This is a genomic window from Streptomyces sp. NPDC091272, from assembly GCF_044757485.1.
Classification (GTDB): Bacteria; Actinomycetota; Actinomycetes; order Streptomycetales; family Streptomycetaceae; genus Streptomyces.
Genome location: NZ_JBIVVC010000001.1, coordinates 1047146 through 1066244 on the forward strand (window position 1 = coordinate 1047146; position 19099 = coordinate 1066244).

A 19099-nucleotide genomic window follows, 5' to 3' on the forward strand; every position below is an offset into this window, starting at 1 on the left:
CTAAATGGGCTATCCGTAAGAAATGCCGCAGCAAGGTAACAGTGGTTATGCGGTTGTCAGGGGAGTACGTAACCCTCGCCGGTGCCGGGGGAGCGCGTAACCCTCTCCTATACGCTCGGCCCCGTGTGTGCTCATGTGATCATCGCCGAGGACGACGAGAAGCAGGCCGAGCTCCTGCGCCGCTACCTGGAACGCGAGGGCCATCGCGTCACAGCCGTCGGCGACGGTCTCGCCACGCTCGAAGCGGTCCGGCAGGGGGAGCCCGACCTGCTCGTCCTCGACGTGATGATGCCGCGGGCCGACGGACTGGACGTCGTACGCATCCTGCGTGCCGAACAGCGCGAGGTACCGGTCCTGATGCTGACCGCCCGCTCGACCGAGGACGACCTGCTGCTGGGCCTCGACCTCGGCGCGGACGACTACGTCACCAAGCCCTACAGCCCCCGGGAACTCATGGCCAGGGTCCGTACCCTGCTGCGCCGCACCCGCCGCCACGCGGGCGACGAACCCGCCCCGGACAGCGTGCTCACCGTGGGCGGGCTCGTGATCGACACCGTCCGGCACCAGGTGACGGTGGACGGCCGCGCGGTGGAGTGCACACCGGGTGAGTTCCGGGTGCTCGGCGCCCTGGCCGCCGAACCGGAGCGGGTCTTCTCGCGCGCGCAACTGCTCGCCGAACTGCACGGCTTCGACCGGTACATCAGCGTCCGCACCGTCGACGTGCACGTCATGAACCTCCGTAAGAAGATCGAACCCGCCCCGCGCCGGCCCGTCCGGCTGCTCACCGTCTTCGGCATCGGCTACAAGCTGACGGACCCGGCGAAGGCGGTGACGCGTGCGTCCTCGTAAGAGCCGCCACCGAGAACGCCACAGCGACGCGGCGGGGCCCCGCCGCAACAGTGCCGCGCGCAACGGCGCCGACAGTGCCGCGCGCGTCCGCCACGACGACAGTGCCGCGCGCGTCCGCCACGACGACAGTCCCGCGCACGACCGCGACGGAGCCGCCGCGAAGCACATCCGTCTCCCGTTGCGCAAGAGCCTGCTGGGGCGGCTGCTGGCGGTGTCGGCGCTGGTGGCGGCCTGTTCGGTGGCCGCCACCGCCTGGCTCGCCGTACAGACGACTTCGGGCGCCATCCGGCAGGAGCAGGGCCAGAACCTGGCCGCCGACGCCCGGATCTACCACAGCCTGCTCGGCTACGCGGCGGCCCACCCCACCTGGGACGGCGTCGAGCGGACCGTACGGGACCTGGCCCAGCAGTCCGGTCGTCGGATCGCGCTGACGACCGAGGGCCGGCTGCCGCTGGCCGACTCGGCCTCCGAGCCCGCGGCGACCGCCCTCCCCGCGCAGGCGTCGGCTGTCGTCGACCCGCTCGCCGTGGACAGCGCGCTGGTGGCGCAGAGTTCGGGAAGTGCCGGTGCTCCGGCCGACGCCGCGGACCGGATAGACCCGCGGGCCGTCGGCCCGTTCCGGCTGCCGGCTTCGGAGCTCAAGGAACTGCGGCAGCTCGCCGACCGGGTGGTGTCCTGCCTCAGCGCGTCCGGGATCGCCTCCGACGCGGTGGCGGGCCCGAGCGGCAGGCCCACGGTCCGGATGGTCGGCAACGACCCCGGCCGGCTGGAGGAGTCCCGTTGCCCGACCGAGGCCCTGGACGTCCCCACGGCGACCGAGCAGAAGGCGCTCACCACCCTCAACCAGCTCGCGGACGCGTGTCTCAAGCGACAGGGCCGTGCGGCCGTCCGGCTCAGGTCCGACCTCTCCTGGGGTCAGCACACGGAGCAGGACCGGGCAGCGCCCGTCCCGGGTGAACCGGCGCCGGCGGAGGCACTCACCCCCCAGCCTGCCCCCGACCGCAGCGCGGCATCAGCGCCCTCGGTGTCCCCGCGTGACGCCGAGGGCGACCGGGCCGTCGCGTCCTGCGTCGGCACCGCCCGCCGGGAGCAGCTCGGTTCCTACGTCGCCTCGCCCGCGCTGCTGTTCATAGGCGACACCGGAACCGCCACCGTGCCCGGCTTCGACCTCTCCCCGGCGAACACCGCCAAGATCGCGGGCGTCGCCGCCCTCGTCCTGGCCCTCACCGTCGGCGCCTCGGTGCTGGCCGGCGTACGGCTCGTACGGCCGCTGCACGCGCTGACAGGCGCCGCCCAGCGCATGCGCGACGGCGCCGACACGGCACCGGTACGGGTCGCCGCGGACAACGAGATCGGCCGGCTGGCCGCCACCTTCAACGACATGTCCGCCCACCGTGCCCGCCTTGAGGCCCAGCGCAAGGCCATGGTCAGCGACGTCGCACACGAACTGCGCACCCCGCTGAGCAACATCCGCGGCTGGCTCGAAGCCGCCCAGGACGGGGTGGCAGAGCCGGATCCGGCGTTCATCGCCTCGCTGCACGAGGAAGCCATGCAGCTTCAGCACATCATCGACGACCTCCAGGACCTCGCCCAGGCCGATGCCGGAGTGCTGCGACTGCACCGCGAGCCGGTACGGATCGCCGAACTGCTCGGCCAGGTCGCCGCCGCGCACCAGGCGCACGCGGAGCGGTCCGGGGTCGCCCTGGAAGTGTGCCCGCCCTCGCAGGAGCGGCCCGCCCTCCCCGAGCTGTCGGCCGACCCGGTACGGGTGCGCCAGGCGGTCGGCAACCTGGTCTCCAACGCGGTCCGGCACACCCCCAGGGGCGGACGCGTCACCCTGCGCGCCCGACTCCGGGCGGCCGGGGACGAGGTACAGGTGGACGTCACCGACACCGGGGCCGGGATACCGCCCGAGGATCTTCCACACGTCTTCGACCGCTTCTGGCGCGCCGAGAAGTCCCGCAGCCGACGTACCGGAGGCAGCGGGCTCGGGCTGGCGATCGTACGCAAACTCATCGAGGCGCACGGCGGTACGGCGTCCGCGACAAGCACACCGGGCAAGGGCTCGGTGTTCACCCTGCGGCTGCCCGTCGCGCCCGCGAGCCCGGCCGAGAACTCGAACCGGCCGCAGACGACCGATGACCCGAACACGCCGCCGTGGGCCGCCAAGGATCCGAACACGCCGAGGACCGCCGAGGACCCGAACACGCCGAGGGCCGCCGAGGGCCCGAACACGCCGAGGGCCGCCAAGGACCCGAATATGCCGGCGAGGGCCGCCCAGGATCCAGACACGCCGGGCGAGGGGCGCCGAAGATCCGAACAGGCCTGATCCGAAGGCCACAGCGTCCTGACAGCTTCCTCATAACTTCGCGGCAGCCTGTCGGCACGCCTCGCGGCACGGTACGCGTCCGTACCCGCGCCGTTGTCGAGGCCGAACCGGAACGGAGCCCCATCGATGTCGTTGCTGTCCCACCGGACCCCGCTGCGCCATGCCGTACTCGCCGCTGTCACCGCGGCAGCGATCTACCTTCCTGCCACCTCGGCCTTCGCCGACACCGCCCCGACCCCGGCCCCGGCCGCCGACCAGGCGTCAGAGGCCCCGATCCCGGCCCCGGCCGACGGAGGCAAGGCCACTCCCGTACCTGACCGGGCCGCCCCGGCCCCGGCCGACGGAGCCGAGGCCACCCCGGTCCCTGACCGCAACGCCGCCGACGCCGCGGTGCAGGCTCCGCGCGGTGGCGTCGCGGCGGGCGACCGCCCGGCCCCGGCCCCGGCCGACGAGCGGCCGTCCGCCGCACCGCGCGGCGGGGTCGCCGCGGGTGAACAGCCCACCGCCGCAGCGGATGACCGTACGAACGTGGCCTTCGGCTCCGCAGCCGGGGCCGCGCTTCTCCTCGCGGGAGCCACCACCGTGGTGCTCCGCCGCCGAACCGCCTCGCGCGTCGACGGCTGACCCACTCCGGGCCGGCGGCCGGTGAGCAACGCGTCCCGCACGGGCCGCCCCACCTCACCGGCCGCCGGCCTTCGTCCTCCCAGGAGCCCATCCGTGACCCGTACGCCCCGCCCCCACCACTCACCGCCCCCTCGTCCGCGCCGCCGCCCCCGACCACCGGTGCTCGCCTGCTGGGGTCTGGCCGCGCTGATCGCCGTGACTGGCTGCTCCGCCACGTCCGAAGCCTCGCCCACGAACCGCCCGGCGGCAGCCGCACCCCACTCCGACACCGCGTCCCCGTCCGCGTCACCCGTCGGGGGACACTCCGCATCACCCGTCGAGGGAGAGCCGGGAGCACCCGTACAGCTCTCCATCCCGTCCATCGGAGTGCGTAGCGAGGTCATGCGGCTGGGGCTCAACGCGGACGGCACCGTGGAAGTCCCGCCCGCCGAGAAGGGCATGACGACCGGTTGGTACACCGGCGGCCCGGTGCCCGGTGCACGCGGCCCCGCCGTGCTGATCGGCCACAACGAGACCCGCAACGGCCGGGCCGTGTTCCACGACCTGAAGAAGATCGCCAAGGGTGCGGACATCGCCGTCCGCGACGAACGCGGATCTGTCGTCCACTTCAAGGTCACCGGCCGTGAGACGGTCGGCAAGACGGAGTTCCCCACCGAGCGGGTCTACGGCCGCACGAAGGGCCGGGTACTGAGGCTGATCACCTGTGATGGAGCCTTCGACGCGCAGGGCCACCCGGTGGACAACCTCATCGTGTACGCGATCAGGGGGTGACGTCCGGCGCGAACCGTCGACAGACCCCCAGCACGTGCGCGTCCGCGACAGACAGGCACACGTGCGGCAGGCCCTCCGGACGGAGATCCACATTGCTCCGCCCGCGGTGCATTCCACCGGGAACGGCGGGAACATGGGGTGTATGACGAAGCCAGATGACACGCACACGCCGCACGCGGCCGGATCCCAGCCGAGTGTCCGCCCGGGTTCCGACGAACCGCAGACGATTCCGGTCCCGACCCCTCCGGTCGCCAAGGACAGCGAACCCGCGGACCCGGCCGACCTGGCCGACGAAGAGGGCAAGTCCGCGCAGCGGCGCGCCGCAGACGACGAAGAACCGAGGACGACCGGGCAGGACGACTGATCGTCCGGCAGGACCACTGGGAGTCTGAGAGTCGGGCGGGACGACTGAGCGTCCGCGGGGCCGGGGAGAGTGTTTCCGGCCCCGCGACGCCCGGCCCCGCCCGCCCCGCCTTCGCCCGTCCCGCGCCCTCCCGCGCCGGGAGGGGGCCTTACTTGAACGCGGAGAAGGCCTTGGTGAAGGCCAGCGGCTCCTGCGCGATCGACGAGCACACCGGGGAGGCCGCGTCCTGCGGCCCGCCCTCGCACGCCTTGTCGCGCGTACTGGACCACATGGACAGACCACCCAGGCCCTTCGCGGCGGCGAAGTCCACGAGCTGCGTCGCGTCCTGCACGGTGAAGATCTCTGTCGCGACGTCGTTCACGCCGATCATCGGAGTCACCGCCACGGCCTTCCACGCCGCCGCGTCGGACAGCTGGAACACCTGCTTCACCTGTGCCTGGGTGGCGGTCGCCGCCTGGGTCGCGTACGTACCCATGTCCCCGCTGTAGGAGGGGCCGTAGTCCATGGCCATCACGTTGACCGTGTCGATCTTCGCGCCGTTTTCCTGTGCGTTCGTCAGCAGGTCCACGCCGGGCTGCGTGAGGCCCTCGGGCATCACCGGCAGCGTCACGGAGACGTCCAGGTCCGGGTGCGACTTCTGCAGTTGCGCGATCGCCTGGGCCCGGCGGGTGTTGGCCGCGGAGTCGGGCAGCGCGCCGCCCTCGATGTCGAAGTCGACCTTGGTGAGGTCGTACGCGTCGATCACCTTGGCGTAGGCCTTGGCGAGCTCGTCGGCGGAGGAACAGTTCAGCGCCAGTTCGCTGCCGGCCGCGCCGCCGAAGGACACCCGGACGTCGCCGCCCTTGGCACGCAGCGCCGGTATCTGCGCGGCGACCTTGTCCGAGTCCAGGCCGGTGACCCCGCCCCACAGGGGCTCGCAGGCGCCGCCCGAGGTGATGAACGCGAGGTTGAACTCCTTCACCCCGGTACGGTCCGCCGTGTCCACGAGGTCCTGGGCGGGGGCGAGCGAGGTGTCGACGAACGGGGCGAACGCCTTGGCGGCAGTGCCGGTCGAGGTGGCCGCCGCGGCGTCGGGATCGGAGGCGAAGGTGGCCTGCGCGGTGCCGGTGAGCGTGAACGCGGCTCCGCCGATCAACGCCGTGGTGACCACGGCGCCCACAGCCTTGGCCCTGCCGCTCGTGGTGCGCCGGTGCGTGGTCTTGCTCATCGTGTGCCTGCTCTCGTATTGCTGGGTGGGGGGTGTCGTGGGGTGACAGGCCAACACGCTAGGTCCCGCAAAACCAGCAAAGAGCTCAAATGGGGCAGGGGTCGATGATCTTAGGGTTCGCTTGAGGTTCGCATCGGGGCGACTTAATGACGGACCGCGTGCGCGCGCCTGCACCAGGGCCCGCGCGCCCCCGCGCCCAAGGCCAATGAACGGCGGTACGGCGGCGCGCGCGTCTGCGCGATGCGTCTCTGCCTCAGCCGTCAGTGGCCAGGTGGGCGGGGAAGCCGCCGGTGGCGACCGGCCCCCACCGCCGCGGGGTCACGCGGATCAGCGACTTGGCCTGCTTGAGCATCGCCTCCCGGTACTCGCTCCAGTCCGGATGTTCGCCGGAGATGCCGCGGAAGTACTCCACCAGCGGCTCCACCGAGTCAGGTACGTCCAGCACTTCGGCGTCGCCGTCGATCTGTACCCACGGGCCGTTCCAGTCGTCGGAGAGGACGACCACGCTGACCCTTTGGTCCCGGCGGGCATTGCGGGTCTTCGCACGATCGGGGTAGGTGGACATCACGACCCTGCCCTCGCTGTCCACGCCACAGGTCAACGGCGAGGCTTGTGGGGAGCCGTCCGTCCGGCGCGTCAGCAGCAGCGCGCGGTGGCGGGGACGGACGAATTCCAGGAGACCGTCAAGATCGACCTGAGTGTTGGTGGCAATCTTCCGAGGCACGCAGAGACCCTTTCACGCAATCGGTCGGGCCGCGGTCCTGGTTGTGGGCGGGCCCGTTGGTGAGATTCTCACGGCGGCTTTCCGTTGTCATGCGCAAACTTCTGACCGCGCGTCGGCTCCGGCACAGGCGACGGCTGCGAGCGCCAATCCGTACCTCGGTAGGGGTTCCCCACGCGAGTGGTCAAGGGCCCGCGTGAGCCGCCTTCCACGCGGCCATCGAACGGTCCCAGTCGTCTCCGGAGAGCGCGGTGAGGGACGCGGGGAAGAGGCCGTCCTCCTCCTTCGCGATGTGCTCGTGCAGTTCATCGACGGTGCTGCGGAAGGTCCGTACGTCCTGGGCGTCCGCCAGATCGAGGGCGGGCAGCAGCGCGGCGAGTTCGCGGTGTTCACGGACCAGGGAATCGATGTACCCGGCGTACTCCGGGTCCGTGCGCATCACCGCGAACAGCCCGTCCTCCTCACCCCGCCAGTGCGACTCTAGCTCCCGCGCCATCAGCGCCAGGAGTTCACGAGCGCGGACGAGGTCACCGCCGTCCAGGGCGCGCAACGCGGCCCCGGCGGCGTCGGTGACGCGTTCGTGCTCGGCGATGAAATCTCTGATGAGCGGGATCTCGCGGCAACCGCAGTAGTGGCACATGGCTCCCGTTTCTACCGTCGCAGCCCCGCGCCGGCCGCACCCGACGCGTCCGGAAAGGCCGTCCGTACCCACACGTGTGCCTCCGTACCCACACGGGTGAGGGACGGGCGCCGCTAGCGTTTCAAGGCCCGCAGTCTGGCCATCTCCGTCCGAATGGCGGGGAGTTGTGCGTAGAGCGCCTCGCCGGGACAGTGCGTCTGATAGGTGTCGCGGTGACCTGCCACGGTGTGGAGGTAGACGGCCTTACCGCGCCGGTACAGGCTGTCGTCGTTGGACGAGACCATCCGTACGAAGCCCCGGGGGTTCACGGCCCGGTCCAGTTTCCACGCGCCCACCTTCGCGATGCCCTCGATGAGTGCCTTGGGCCCCGGCACCCCGGGGTCGAAGGTGCCGAGGGCCGCGATGCCGACGCTGTGGGCGTTGAAGCCGGTGGTGTGCGCCCCGAGCACCGAGCGTCCGATACTGCCTGCCCGGCCCTCGTACACGGTTCCGCAGCGGTCGACGACGAAGTTGTAGCCGATGTCGTCCCAGCCCTGGTCGCGGATGTGTGACTCCTCCATCGCCCGGAGCAGGCCGGGGCTGTCGGCGCAGGAGTACCCGTTGGGGTGCCCGGTGTGATGGATGAAGACGGTCCGCACCGTCCCCGTGGACGCCACGACGTCCTTCACCAACGCCTCGTTCGCATGCCACTGCGCGCGGCTGACGATCGCCGGCCGTTGTGCCCCGGCCTTGGGCGCGGGCTGCACGGCGGCGCGCTCCGTAGCGGAGAGCCGTACCGGCGAGTCTCGGAATACCAGGAAAGCCAGCGGCACAGTGATGGCGCACACGGCTGTTCGGCGAAGCCACATATGGTCACCCTGCCGTCTGACCAGCCATTTCGCAGGTGACGGTGAGCAAAGGGGTGACGGCGGTGACAGCTCACCCGCTCCGAGTGCTGCGGCCGGGGCGGCAACCGCCCGTCAGGCCTGCGAGTTTTACGTTGTGGTCGCAGGATGGTCCGATGGAGGACATGACGCACTTCGGCCTGTTCACCCGGGGGTGGGGGCCGCCCCCTCGAAGGGGCGGTCCGGCCGTGGTGCTCGTACACGGCCTCGGACTCTCCGGAAGGTACTTCGCGCCGCTCGCCCGGCGGCTCGCCGCGGACGGCACAACGGTGCTGGTACCGGACCTGCCGGGGAACGGCCGCTCGCGGGCGGTCGTACGCCGCACCCCTGACGTCGGGGAACTCGCCGACGCCCTCGCGCGCTGGCACCGAGCCACCGGCGTCGGGCCGAGCGTACTGGTGGCGAACTCGGTCGGCTGCCAGGTCGTCGCGGCCTTCGCCGCCCGTCATCCGCACGCGGTACGGAAGGTCGTGCTGATCGGTCCGGCGCTCGAACCGCACGTCCCGGCCCGGCGGCACTGCGGCACGCTCCTCGCCGACGCGCCGCGGGAACCACTGTCGCTGCTGGCTCTCGCCGCCGCCGACTACCTGATCACGGGTCCCGCGCGCTTCATCAAGTCCTTCCGCCATGCCTTGGACGACGCGGCCGGACCGTTCGCAGCGCATCTGAAGCGGGTCGACGCCCCCACGCTCGTCGTGCGGGGCTCCGGCGACACCATCGCCTCCACCGACTGGGTCCGTCGGGTGGCAGGGCTGGTTCGCGACGGCCGCACGGCGGAGGTACCGGGCGCCGCGCACGCCGCCCACTACAGCGCACCGGACGCCGTCGCGACGCTGATCCGCAATTTCGTCGCAGAGGCAGAGGCAGAGGCAGAGGTAGAGGTAGAGACAGAAGAAGAGACCGGGACAGGGGCCGGGACAGGAGCGGAAGCCGGGGCAGGGGTTGGGGCAGAGGCAGGAGAGAGAGAAGGAGAAGGCCCGTGACACCGCACGACGAATCCCGCGTCCCCGACGCCGACCGTGCCGCACCCGGTTCCGCGCCGCACCGGACCGGCTGGCAGCGCCTGCTGCCCGGCATCTCACCGGAACGACGGGGGCTCGTCCTGGCCTGGTGGGGATTCACCCTCACGTTCGGCGGCATGCGGCTGCTGACCTGGCTCATTCACATCGACATGGCAGGAGTGGGCGACGTCCAGGCCGGCGGGGTGCACATCCACCACTACGTATGGGGGATCCTGCTGCTCGCCGTGGTGGGCGCGGTCGGCCTGGTGCACCGCTCGGCAAGGACCCGAACCTGGACGGGGCTTGCCTACGGGGTCGGTCTCGCGCTGATCGTCGACGAAGCGGCGCTGCTGATCAGCCTGGAGGACGTGTACTGGGACACCGAGGGCGGCATCAGTATCGCCCTGGCCCTGGCGGTGATCGCCGTCGCGGGGAGCATCCTCACCGCCACCCGCGGCCGACGGGACCCGCACCGGCACTCCGACCACGCCAAGGAGTGAAGCATGGCCCACAGCGTGGCCCCCGGGGCTACCGGTCCGCGTCCCCCGGCCGGGCCCGCGTGAGCAGGAGGACGCCGTGGACCGTCAGCAGTACGCCGACGGCCTCGGGCAGCAGCCACCACCCGGTACGGACCCGGTCCCCGTAGAGCACCGCGCCGAGCACGAGGCTTGCGGCCGCTTCGCCGAGGGTGAGCGCGGGCTGCGAGACGTACAGTGGCCCCGACCCCATGGCGTTGGTGAGCAGGAAGAGAGCCGCCGCGCCCGCCGCCACACAGCCGTACGTCTGCCAGGTGACGACGAGTTCCCGGACCCCGCCCGCTTCGAGGTGTTCCATGGCGCCCTTCATCAACGCCGCCGTCAACCCGTAGGCGATCGCGCTCCCCGTCCCGAACAGCACGGCCCGCGCCGAGCCGTGCGGTCGTTTGACCGCCCACCCCGCACACAGGACCACCGCGGCTGCGGTGACGGAGAGGACCACGGCCCACCGGACGTCGTCGACCGCCCTGTGACCCTGCGACGGCGCGGCAGCGCCCAGCGCCAGGGCGAGCCCGCAGGAAGTGAGCAGACACGCCGTCCAGCCACCCGCCGGCATGGGAGTACGCGTGAAGACATGGGCGAGGAGGAGCGCCAGGGGCAGCTCGGCCACGAGGATCGGCTGTACGAGGGTGAGCGAGCCCCAGGTCAGCGCGGCAGCCTGAAAGACGGCCGCGAGGACGATGACGGCGATGCCCGCGAACCACGCTCGATTGCGCAGCAGATGACGCAGCAGCCGGACGCTGAACGCGTCGTCCTCGGGCACCGAGCCCGCCGCCACCCGCTGGAGCACCGTACCCGCGGCGTTCGCCGTCGCCGTCAGGACGGCGAAGGCCGCGCCCAGTGCCGTACCTCCCGCGTCCGCGAAGCTCACCGGGCCGGGCCCGAAGAAGGCACTTCACCGTCGGATCCGCCGCCTGCGGGTCTCGCACGGCCGGGTCCGGGCCTCGCACCGTCGCGTGCAAACCGCGCGCCGCCGCCCCCGGGCCTCGCACGGCCGGGTTCGAACAGCCCGAGAACGGCAGCCCGCACCCGGCGCGGCGCCGAAGCGCCGGTGCTGTCCTGCGCACCACCCGCGTCCCCGGGCGGCGTTGCCGCCGAACGATCTCCGCCCGCCCGTACGTCGTACGCCAACAGCAGCAGCCACACGCCGACCAGCACCACATGCAGCCGCTGCGGCAGGCCGTGCCAGCCAGGATGTCCCAGCAGCGGGCCCACGGTGGCCACGGACGACAGCAGGGCGGCGCCCATCAGTGGTAGCCCCCAGCGGCCGACGGCTCCCCGTCGGCCCGGCCCCCGGGCCCGCCCGGCACACCACGTCAGCGACGCCATCGACGCGAAAAGGAAGAAGTGCACCAGTGCGCTGGTCACCGTGTGCACCGGATGGACCGGACTGCACCCGGGCACCAGCGAGGGGGCGCAGTCCAGCGGGAAGAGCACGTCGGCGACGGAGCACGCGCCGAACCCGGCCAGCGCCCACCGGCCGACTCCGCCGCCGGGCCACCGCCAGGCCACGGCCCCCATCACGATGAGCACCGCGCCACTCAGGTCCAGGGCGGCGAACAAGGGCCGGAAGCTCTGGTCGGCGGCGTACAACTCGCTGACGTAGGAGTGCCGCGGGTCCAGCGCGGTGGGGACGGCGGACTCGAGGATCCAGGCGTTGTACAACAGCGCGCCTGCGACGAGGCTGCACACCACCAGACGCCTTCGGCGCCCCGAGTGCTGTGTGTCCCGTGGAGCGGTCGGTTTGTCGCTGGCCATACTCAGTCCTTCCGCGCTTCGAGGGCGGGCTTGCCGGTCAGTAGTTTTCACCGAAAGCGGCGTGGGGGCCCGCAGGTACGAGTCCCGGCCCCGGGCGCGTTGCGGGCGGCCGGCCCCGCACCCCGTCTGTTGTGCACGCGCCCAGCATTCGCACCGCGCCGTTGACAGGCGTCGGTCCGACGCGGATTCTGCCTTTCTGGTCCACGGAACTACTGGTCGGTAGGGAGAATTGTGGCGACGTCACGTCGAAGAGCACGGTCCGTACTCGCAACTCTGGGCGCGGCCGCGGTCCTGGTCGGCGGGGCCACGGCGCCGGCCGGAGCGACCCGCGCCGAGCGGTACGTCGCGCTGGGCGACTCGTACACCTCGGCACCGGGCGTCCCGGTGCAGGTAGATGCCAACTGTGCCCGGTCGAACAGCAACTACCCCTCCCTGACCGCCCGCACGCTCGGCGTGGCCTCCTTCCAGGACGTGAGCTGCGGGGGCGCGACCACGGCCGAGATGTGGCGCGCACAGGGCACCAACGCGCCCCAGCTCGACGCGCTGACCAGACGCACCACCCTGGTCACGCTCCAGATCGGCGGCAACGACATCGGCTTCGGCGAGATCATCAGCACCTGCGCCAGACTCGGTGCCACCGACCCGACCGGCGCCCCCTGCACGGCGCACTACACCAGCGGCGGCACCGACGTCCTCGCGCGACGGATCGCCGCAGCGGCCCCGAAGGTGCACAAGGTCATCAAGGCGGTCCACCAGCGGGCCCCGCAGGCGAAGGTGTACGTGCTCGGCTACCCCGCCATCACCCCGGACACAGGCACCGGCTGTTGGCCCTCCCTGCCCACCGCGGCCGGCGACGTCGCGTACAACCGGGCCACCGCCAAACGTCTCAACGCCATGCTCCGCGTCGTCGCCACGCTCACGCGCGCCACCTACGTGGACACCTACAAGCCGTCCATCGGCCACGACGCCTGCCAACCGCCCGCCAACCGCTGGGTCGAACCACTGGTACCCGCGTCCCCGAGCGCACCGTTCCACCCGAACGCCACAGGCGAGAAGGCGATGGCCGACGCCCTTCTCAAGCAACTGGCGCGGTCGGGCCGCCACTGACACCGGCTCAGTCCCTTTCACCAGGCACCGCTTGCTGCGCCCGCGCCCCCCGGCCCGACGTCCCGAAACTCGGATGTTGGGAACATCCCGATGGTCGGAGTATCCTACGCTCTCGGGGAGACAGCGAGAGGGGTGACGGATGGCTCGGCTGTCCAGGGCGCAGCAACAGGAGCAGACACGCGCGGCCGTACTGGCCGCGGCGCGCGCGGAGTTCATCGCACGCGGATACGCCGCCGCGAAGATCGACGGGATCGCCGAACGGGCCGAACTGACCCGCGGCGCGGTCTACTCTAACTTCGCCGGCAAACGCGCCCTCTACCTGGCGGTACTGGTCGACGCGGTCGAAAAGGGCGACCCCGAGCGGTCCGCGCGGACGGCCCCGCTCCGTTCCCCCCACCCCTCCACATCCGCCTCCTCCTCGTCCTCCTTGGCCGAGTCGCTCGGCGCGTTCGCCCGCAGCTGGCTGGACGGGCTGCCCCTGTCGCACGAGACACCCGCGCTCGGCCGGGCGCAGCTCCGTTCCCTCATCGAGGTACTCGACGAGGAGTCGCTCCGCGCCTCCTTCGGACAGGTGACCCGTCTGCAGGCCTTGTTGCTGGCGCTGGCGATGGAGTCGAGCACCACCACCGGGCCGCACGCGCAGGCGCGAACCGGTACCCGGCAGGTACGGCGGGCGGAGCTGGTCCTGAGACTGCTGGACGGGCCCGGCGCGTCCGCGGACCCGGCACTCGCCATCGGTGACCCCTTCGACGTCGTGCAGGCGTGCGCGCATCTGGGTGGGCTCCCTCTCGACGACACCTGGAACCCGCCGCACCTCCCGTACATCGCCGCCGCACAGGACTGCCGGGACCCCTGGGCACCGCCGCGGGGGCTGCGGGACCTGATCACGGGTGACCCGGTCGGATGCGAGGAGGACGGCGTGCTCGTGCTGCTCGGCAGCCACCGGTTGGAGGCCGCCGAGGAGGCGGTCCGTGCCGCGCGTCCAAGCGACCGCGTCACCGTCGCGGTCGCGACGGCCGGCCCGGCGGAGACCGGGCGCCTCGTAAGGCTGCGGATCGAGGACTTCGCCCGCTGTCTGCGGCGCGTGTTCGAACCGGAGGCGTGGCCGTCGTTCCGGCTCGTCCTGGACGACCGCGGCCTGCTGGCATCCGCCCTCGGCGTGCCGCAGGCGGACGACTCCACCGAACACGCGGTACGGGTACGGCAAGGCATGCTCGTCGCGCGAGCAACCGGCCGGGGCGCCGCGCACGCCGCTGCCGGCGCCGGCCGTCAGACCTCCCCCACCTCCCGCACCGCACCCGACGGGGTGACCGCACCATGAGCCGGAATGCCCCGCCCCACCCGACCGGCACCGATCTCCTGGTGCTCCACTCCCTTCGCTGCGCCGGCTACTCGACCCTCACGACAGCCGCAGCGACGACCGGTCTCCCGGAGTCCGACGTGGAGTCCCAGCTGATCGACCTCGCGGTGGAGGGTCTGGTCACCTACTCCGCCGGCGCCTTCGGCGGTTGGGGCCTCACCGAGGCCGGCCGGGCCGCCGACGCGCAGCGGATCTCCGGCGAACTCGAAGCAGCGGACGCCAGGCCCGGCGTGAGCGCGGCGCTCGACAGGTTCCTCGTACTCAACCCCGAACTGCTCGACCTCTGCTCGGCATGGCAACTGCGCGCGGTCGACGGCGTCATGACGATGAACGACCACTCCGACCCCGCCTACGACGCACGGGTCCTGAGCCGGATCGCCGACCTCCACGAGCGTGCCGAGCCCGTCTGTGCGGAACTGTCCGCACTGTTGCTCCGGTTCCGGCGCTACCGGGAACGGCTGGCCCAAGCCCTCGCACGCGCCGAGGCAGGGGAGTTGGAGTACGTGGCGGACAGCGTCTTCTCGTACCACAGCGTGTGGTTCCAGCTCCACGAGGACCTGCTCGCCACACTCGGCATCCCGCGCCACTGAACCCGCCGCAGCTCCGGACGCAAGACAAGCGACGAGCCGGCCCGCCGCCGTCTCTCGACACCTGTCGAAAGACGGAACCAGGTAACAAGACAAGAGGGGACGAACGGGTGGCAAAGGCATGACGTGGATTCATCCGCTGTCGGCGGAGACCGAGGAATCGGCGGAAGTCCTGGGCAGCAAGGGGCACGGCCTCGTCACACTCCGGCGTCTGGGACTGCCCGTACCGCCGGGCTTCGTCATCGGTACGCCGGCCTGCCGCGCCTTCCTGCGGGACGGTCGCTTCCCGGACGGGCTCCGCTCCGAACTGGCCGCTGCCGTAGCCGTACTTGAGGCAACCACGTGCCGCACGCTCGGCGGGACCGAGCGGCCGCTGGCGGTGTCCGTCCGCTCCGGCGCGAGCGCGTCGATGCCCGGCATGATGAGTACCGTCCTCAATCTCGGACTCACCAACGGGGCCACCCACGCGCTGGCCCGCGAGTCCGGCGACCGGCGCTTCGCGCTCGACTCCCGGCTGCGCTTCCTCGCCGGGTTCGCCTCGGACGTCATCGGCATCGGCAGGCAGCACCTCGCGACCGTCGACCGCGCGCTCGCAGAGCCGTACCCGGACCCGAACCACCTCGCCGAGGCGATCCGCGAGGTCGAGCAGCTCGTCCGGGAACGCACCGGCAGCGCCGTACCCGAGGACACGGCCCAGCAGTTGGAACTCGCGATCGCAGCCGTGTTCTCGTCGTGGAACACACCGCGCGCGAAGACCTACCGGGAGCTGCACGGCATCCCCGGCGACCTGGGAACCGCCGTGACCGTCCAGGCGATGGTGTACGGGAACCGGGACCGCCGCAGCGGCACCGGCGTGGCGTTCAGCCGCGATCCGAACACGGGCGCGCAAGTGCCCTTTGGCGAGGTCATGTTCGCTTCCCAGGGCGAGGACCTTGTTTCGGGCAGGTCCCTGGCCGAGCCGTTGCGCGAACTGGCCGACCGCGAACCGGCCGTGTGGGCAGGGCTGCTGGCTGCTCTGGCCCGGTTGGAGCAGCACTACCGCGACGCGTGCTACGTGGAATTCACCTACGAGAGCGGAGAGTTTTGGGTGCTCCAGGTGCGCGAGGGCCGGTTCGCCGGACGTGCCGCGGTCGGGGTCGCGGTCGATCTCGCCGATGCGGGCGCGATCGGCCGCGACGAGGCGGTCCTGCGCCTTCTTCCCGCACACCTGCCACGCGTGCGTGCGCCCCGGATCGCGGTGAACGACACGGTGGACATCCTGACGCGCGGGACGGGAGCCAGCCCCGGTGTCGCGGTCGGCGGGCTGGCGACCACGGCCGACAGCGCGGTACGGCTGGCCGCGTACGGGCCGGTCGTCCTGACGCGCCCCGAGACGTCTCCGCTCGACATGCACGGACTGGCTGCCGCCGCCGGCGTGGTCACCGCCCGTGGCGGGCCGACGAGCCATGCGGCCGTCGTGGCACGGGCGATGGGGAAACCCGCCGTGGTGGGAGCCACGCAGCTGGTCGTCAACGAGGGCACGGGGGTGCGGGTGGGGGAGCGCACGCTGCTCGAAGGCACTCTCGTCACCCTCGACGGCGCCGAAGGAGTGGTCGCCGTCGGTGCTCCTCCCGTCGTCCCGTCGGCCTCCGACCCGCAGTTGCAGCGGTTGCTCGAATGGGCCGACGAGATCGCGGGCGGCGTCGCGGCCGGCGACGAAGGCCAACGCCTGGCCGCGGCACGGACAGTCCTGCTCGGTCTCCGCGGACCGGCCGGCCCCTGACGGACCGGCCGGCGACGAGTAAGCCGCCCGCCGCCGGCCGCCCGCTACCCGGCACCCCCTACGGCAGGGCCCACTTCTGGTTGGCGCCGGTGTGGCAGGTCCACAGGTGGACCGCCGTGCCGTCGCTCCAGTTGCCGCCGGACGCGTCGAGGCACTTGCCCGACTTCGGGTTGCGGACCGTGCCGTCGGCCTGCGGCTGCCAGGTCTGGGCCGCGGTGCCGTTGCAGTTCCACAGCTGGATCTTCGTGCCGTCGGCGGTACCGGAGTTGTCGATGTCCAGGCACTTGTCCAGCGCGCGCACGGTGCCGTCCCCCGGCAGCGTCCACTTCTGGGCACCGGATGCGTTGCAGGTCCAGAGCTGGATCTTCGTACCGTCGGCGGTACCACCGTTGTCGACGTCCAGGCACTTGCCGTTGACGCCCTTCACCTCACCCGTCCGCGCGCTCACGCCGGGCAGCTGGTTCAGCGTGTACCACGCCTCGGTGCTCCACAGCTGCTGGCCGTCGGCGGAACCGAAGGGGCGGCCGGAGCGGACGTGGACCACCCGGTCCGCCTTGAGCCCGGCGATCGACAGGGTGACCTTCTTGCGGTCGGCGGAGAGGCTGGCAGACTGCGCCGTGAGGGTCTCCTCGTCGACCTTGGGGCCGCCGTACGCCGCGGTCGGCACGTAGCGCCACTGCTTGACCTTGTACCGTGCGGCCAGGCCGGCCGCGGTCTCCGTCGACAGCGGTTGGGTGTACTCAAGCTCGAAACCGCCTTGTACGGCACGCATGGCGCGGATGTCGAAGGCGTCGGTGCCGTTCGGCGTCAGCTTCTGAAGGCCGTAACTGAGCTTGCCCTCCTGGCCCCAGTTGCCGCCCGCGCCCAGTCCCCCGGCGTAGAGGGCGCCGTCCGGGCCGACACTGATCCGGGTGACGCCGGCCTCCAGCCCCTGCGTGAGACGGAAGACCGCCCCCTGGTACTCGCCACCGACCTTCTCCAGGAAGGCGCGCTGGATGCCGCCGTACGTCACGTCTCCGAAGAGCATCTGGCCGGCGAACGGTCCGTCCTGCAACTGCAGCGGCGTACTGGGGGAGTTGGCTATCTCGTTCTGCGGGAGCCACAGCACGGGTTTGGTCACCGGCCGGGAGTCGAAGGGCCCGTCCGGGTTGGTGTAGTGGTTGAAGAAGCGGTCCTGCTTGATGTGTACCAGCTTCGAGGAGGGCAGCCAGCCGCCCTGGTTGTCGGTGACGAACATGTCGCCGTCCGGTCCCCACCCGATGCCGTTGGGGGTGCGCAGGCCTCCGGCGACGTAACTGACAGCTCCGGTCGCCTTGTTCACCTTGATGGTCGTGCCGCGGCTCGCCGCCGGCTGCGGGTCCGTGGTGGCGCCGCCGTAGTTGATCGACACCGACAGGTTCAGGTAGAAGAACCCGTCCTTGTGCAGCAGGCCGAAGGCGAACTCGTGGAAGTTGCTGCCGAACGGCCAGGTGGCGATCCGCTTGTACTGGTCGATGACCTCGTCGCCGTTGGTGTCGTTCAGCTCTGTCAGCTCGTGCTTCTGCGAGACGTAGAGCTTGCCGTCCACGTACTTGACGCCCATCGGCTCCTTCAGGCCGCCGGCGATCTTCTTGTACGTCACCTTGTCGGGCCCGGTGGCGCCGGTGACGTTGTTCAGCAGGTAGACCTCACCCGTGCTGTTGTCCGTACCGCCCCAGGTGGTCACGGCGAGACGGCCGTCGGGCAGCCAGTCCATCGCGGAGACCTGCGGTTCGAAACCGGCGGGGCGCAGGTTCGTCAAGGTGTAGTTGGGGTGCACCCCGGTCAGGGGCAGCCCGTCGCCGGGAGTGTCGAAGACGCCTTCGCACTCCTTGCGACCCGGCGAGGTGACACGTACGACGCCGGCGTCGGTGCTCAGGACCGAGTTCGGTACGACGCTGAACCCGGAGGCGCCCGGCGGCTGCCAGGAAAGCGTGATCTGCTGGCCGCCGGCCGCCTCGAAGTGCTCGATGCGCAGGGCGTGGTAACCGGCCGTCAGCGAGACCGTGGCGTCCTTCGGTCCTTCGGAGCCGTGCAACCCGTCGTGGTCGATGACCAGCTTGTCGTCGATGTACAGCCGGGAACCGTCGTCGCTGGCCAGCCGGAAGGTGTGACTGCCCGCCGTGGCGACGCTGAGGTTGCCGGAGACCTGGGTGACGAACTGGGACGCCAGCCCGAAGTCGGCGTCGGTCGACCAGTCGATGACGGACATCTTCTTGTCGATGTTCGGGGTCTGGCCGGGTTTGAGGGTGCAGATCTCCTTGAGCGACATCTGTACGTCGAAGACTCGCAGCGTGACGCCCGGTTCCTGCGGCGGGAGAGGCGCGGCCCTGGGGGCGTCCGCGACGGCGGGGGAGTACGCACCCGCGGTCACGGGGCTGGCGAGACCGAGTGCCAGTAACGAGACGGTGAGCGCGGCAAGGCGTCTGCCGAGCCGGTGCGAGAACAGCCGTGGATACACGTGACCTCCTGTCGGTCCCCGGTGGCCGGGGATCGCAAATGGGGTGAAGTGGAGAATCCACCGCCGCCGGGACGCGCCGTCGCCCCGGATACGGAGAGGTGCGCAGATACGGAAGGTGAC

The 19099-nt window shown here is 71.4% G+C and carries 17 protein-coding genes and 1 pseudogene; 11 read left to right on the forward strand and 7 right to left on the reverse strand.

The window, feature by feature from the left end:
• Nucleotides 1-123: 123 nt before the first annotated feature.
• From ACIQM4_RS04290 to ACIQM4_RS04310, 5 genes are all read left to right on the forward strand, one after another.
• Nucleotides 124-849 carry a response regulator transcription factor gene (locus tag ACIQM4_RS04290; protein WP_401585704.1) on the forward strand — a complete coding sequence of 242 codons (726 nt, stop codon included), beginning with the start codon at nucleotides 124-126 and terminating at the stop codon, nucleotides 847-849.
• 178 nt (nucleotides 850-1027) lie between these two features.
• Complete coding sequence (locus ACIQM4_RS04295; RefSeq protein WP_401586133.1) at nucleotides 1028-3178, forward strand: ATP-binding protein; 2151 nt, start codon at nucleotides 1028-1030, stop codon at nucleotides 3176-3178.
• 135 nt (nucleotides 3179-3313) lie between these two features.
• A complete protein-coding gene (locus ACIQM4_RS04300; RefSeq protein ID WP_401586136.1) occupies nucleotides 3314-3802 on the forward strand; it encodes a hypothetical protein in 489 nt (162 codons plus the stop codon).
• 93 nt (nucleotides 3803-3895) lie between these two features.
• Entirely contained in the window at nucleotides 3896-4573 is a 678-nt protein-coding gene (locus ACIQM4_RS04305; RefSeq protein WP_401585707.1) for a class F sortase, read from the forward strand.
• Between the two features lie 142 nt (nucleotides 4574-4715).
• On the forward strand, nucleotides 4716-4937 hold the full coding sequence (locus ACIQM4_RS04310; RefSeq protein WP_401585709.1) for a hypothetical protein: 222 nt from the start codon (nucleotides 4716-4718) through the stop codon (nucleotides 4935-4937).
• 148 nt (nucleotides 4938-5085) lie between these two features.
• Here the strand turns inward: ACIQM4_RS04310 and ACIQM4_RS04315 are convergent.
• The 4 genes and pseudogenes from ACIQM4_RS04315 to ACIQM4_RS04330 all read right to left on the reverse strand — a co-directional run.
• A pseudogene (locus ACIQM4_RS04315) lies at nucleotides 5086-6051 on the reverse strand (chitinase); the annotation flags it as partial.
• Between the two features lie 346 nt (nucleotides 6052-6397).
• Nucleotides 6398-6868, reverse strand: coding sequence for a PPOX class F420-dependent oxidoreductase (locus tag ACIQM4_RS04320; RefSeq protein ID WP_401585712.1), 471 nt, complete (start codon nucleotides 6866-6868; stop codon nucleotides 6398-6400).
• Between the two features lie 181 nt (nucleotides 6869-7049).
• Entirely contained in the window at nucleotides 7050-7505 is a 456-nt protein-coding gene (locus ACIQM4_RS04325) for a hemerythrin domain-containing protein (RefSeq protein ID WP_401585714.1), read from the reverse strand.
• A 113-nt stretch (nucleotides 7506-7618) separates the two neighbouring features.
• Nucleotides 7619-8353, reverse strand: coding sequence for a peptidoglycan recognition protein (locus ACIQM4_RS04330; RefSeq protein WP_401585717.1), 735 nt, complete (start codon nucleotides 8351-8353; stop codon nucleotides 7619-7621).
• 152 nt (nucleotides 8354-8505) lie between these two features.
• Here ACIQM4_RS04330 and ACIQM4_RS04335 point away from each other — a divergent pair, with 152 nt between their 5' ends.
• Nucleotides 8506-9372, forward strand: a complete 867-nt coding sequence (locus ACIQM4_RS04335; protein WP_401585719.1) for an alpha/beta fold hydrolase — start codon at nucleotides 8506-8508, stop codon at nucleotides 9370-9372.
• Nucleotides 9369-9890: a hypothetical protein gene (locus ACIQM4_RS04340; RefSeq protein ID WP_401585722.1), complete on the forward strand. Its 522-nt coding sequence runs from the start codon at nucleotides 9369-9371 to the stop codon at nucleotides 9888-9890. Before ACIQM4_RS04335 ends, ACIQM4_RS04340 begins: the two co-directional genes overlap by 4 nt.
• A gap of 28 nt (nucleotides 9891-9918) precedes the next feature.
• On the opposite strand, the gene ACIQM4_RS04345 is transcribed toward ACIQM4_RS04340, so the two are convergent.
• Nucleotides 9919-10797, reverse strand: coding sequence for a DMT family transporter (locus tag ACIQM4_RS04345; RefSeq protein ID WP_401585724.1), 879 nt, complete (start codon nucleotides 10795-10797; stop codon nucleotides 9919-9921).
• Nucleotides 10794-11684 carry a DUF998 domain-containing protein gene (locus ACIQM4_RS04350; RefSeq protein ID WP_401585727.1) on the reverse strand — a complete coding sequence of 297 codons (891 nt, stop codon included), beginning with the start codon at nucleotides 11682-11684 and terminating at the stop codon, nucleotides 10794-10796. The genes ACIQM4_RS04345 and ACIQM4_RS04350 overlap by 4 nt, the downstream gene beginning before the upstream one ends.
• 231 nt (nucleotides 11685-11915) lie before the next feature.
• On the opposite strand from ACIQM4_RS04350, the gene ACIQM4_RS04355 reads away from it, so the two are divergent.
• The 4 genes from ACIQM4_RS04355 to ACIQM4_RS04370 all read left to right on the forward strand — a co-directional run bounded on the left by ACIQM4_RS04355 (nucleotide 11916) and on the right by ACIQM4_RS04370 (nucleotide 16500).
• Nucleotides 11916-12791, forward strand: coding sequence for an SGNH/GDSL hydrolase family protein (locus ACIQM4_RS04355; RefSeq protein WP_401585729.1), 876 nt, complete (start codon nucleotides 11916-11918; stop codon nucleotides 12789-12791).
• A gap of 139 nt (nucleotides 12792-12930) precedes the next feature.
• A complete protein-coding gene (locus ACIQM4_RS04360; protein WP_401585732.1) occupies nucleotides 12931-14112 on the forward strand; it encodes a helix-turn-helix domain-containing protein in 1182 nt (393 codons plus the stop codon).
• Nucleotides 14109-14741: a transcriptional regulator gene (locus ACIQM4_RS04365; RefSeq protein ID WP_401585734.1), complete on the forward strand. Its 633-nt coding sequence runs from the start codon at nucleotides 14109-14111 to the stop codon at nucleotides 14739-14741. The genes ACIQM4_RS04360 and ACIQM4_RS04365 overlap by 4 nt, the downstream gene beginning before the upstream one ends.
• Before the next feature lie 118 nt (nucleotides 14742-14859).
• Nucleotides 14860-16500: a pyruvate, phosphate dikinase gene (locus ACIQM4_RS04370; RefSeq protein ID WP_401585737.1), complete on the forward strand. Its 1641-nt coding sequence runs from the start codon at nucleotides 14860-14862 to the stop codon at nucleotides 16498-16500.
• 58 nt (nucleotides 16501-16558) lie between these two features.
• Here ACIQM4_RS04370 and ACIQM4_RS04375 read toward each other — a convergent pair whose 3' ends face one another.
• Nucleotides 16559-18979 carry a ricin-type beta-trefoil lectin domain protein gene (locus tag ACIQM4_RS04375; protein ID WP_401585740.1) on the reverse strand — a complete coding sequence of 807 codons (2421 nt, stop codon included), beginning with the start codon at nucleotides 18977-18979 and terminating at the stop codon, nucleotides 16559-16561.
• Between the last annotated feature and the right edge of the window lie 120 nt (nucleotides 18980-19099).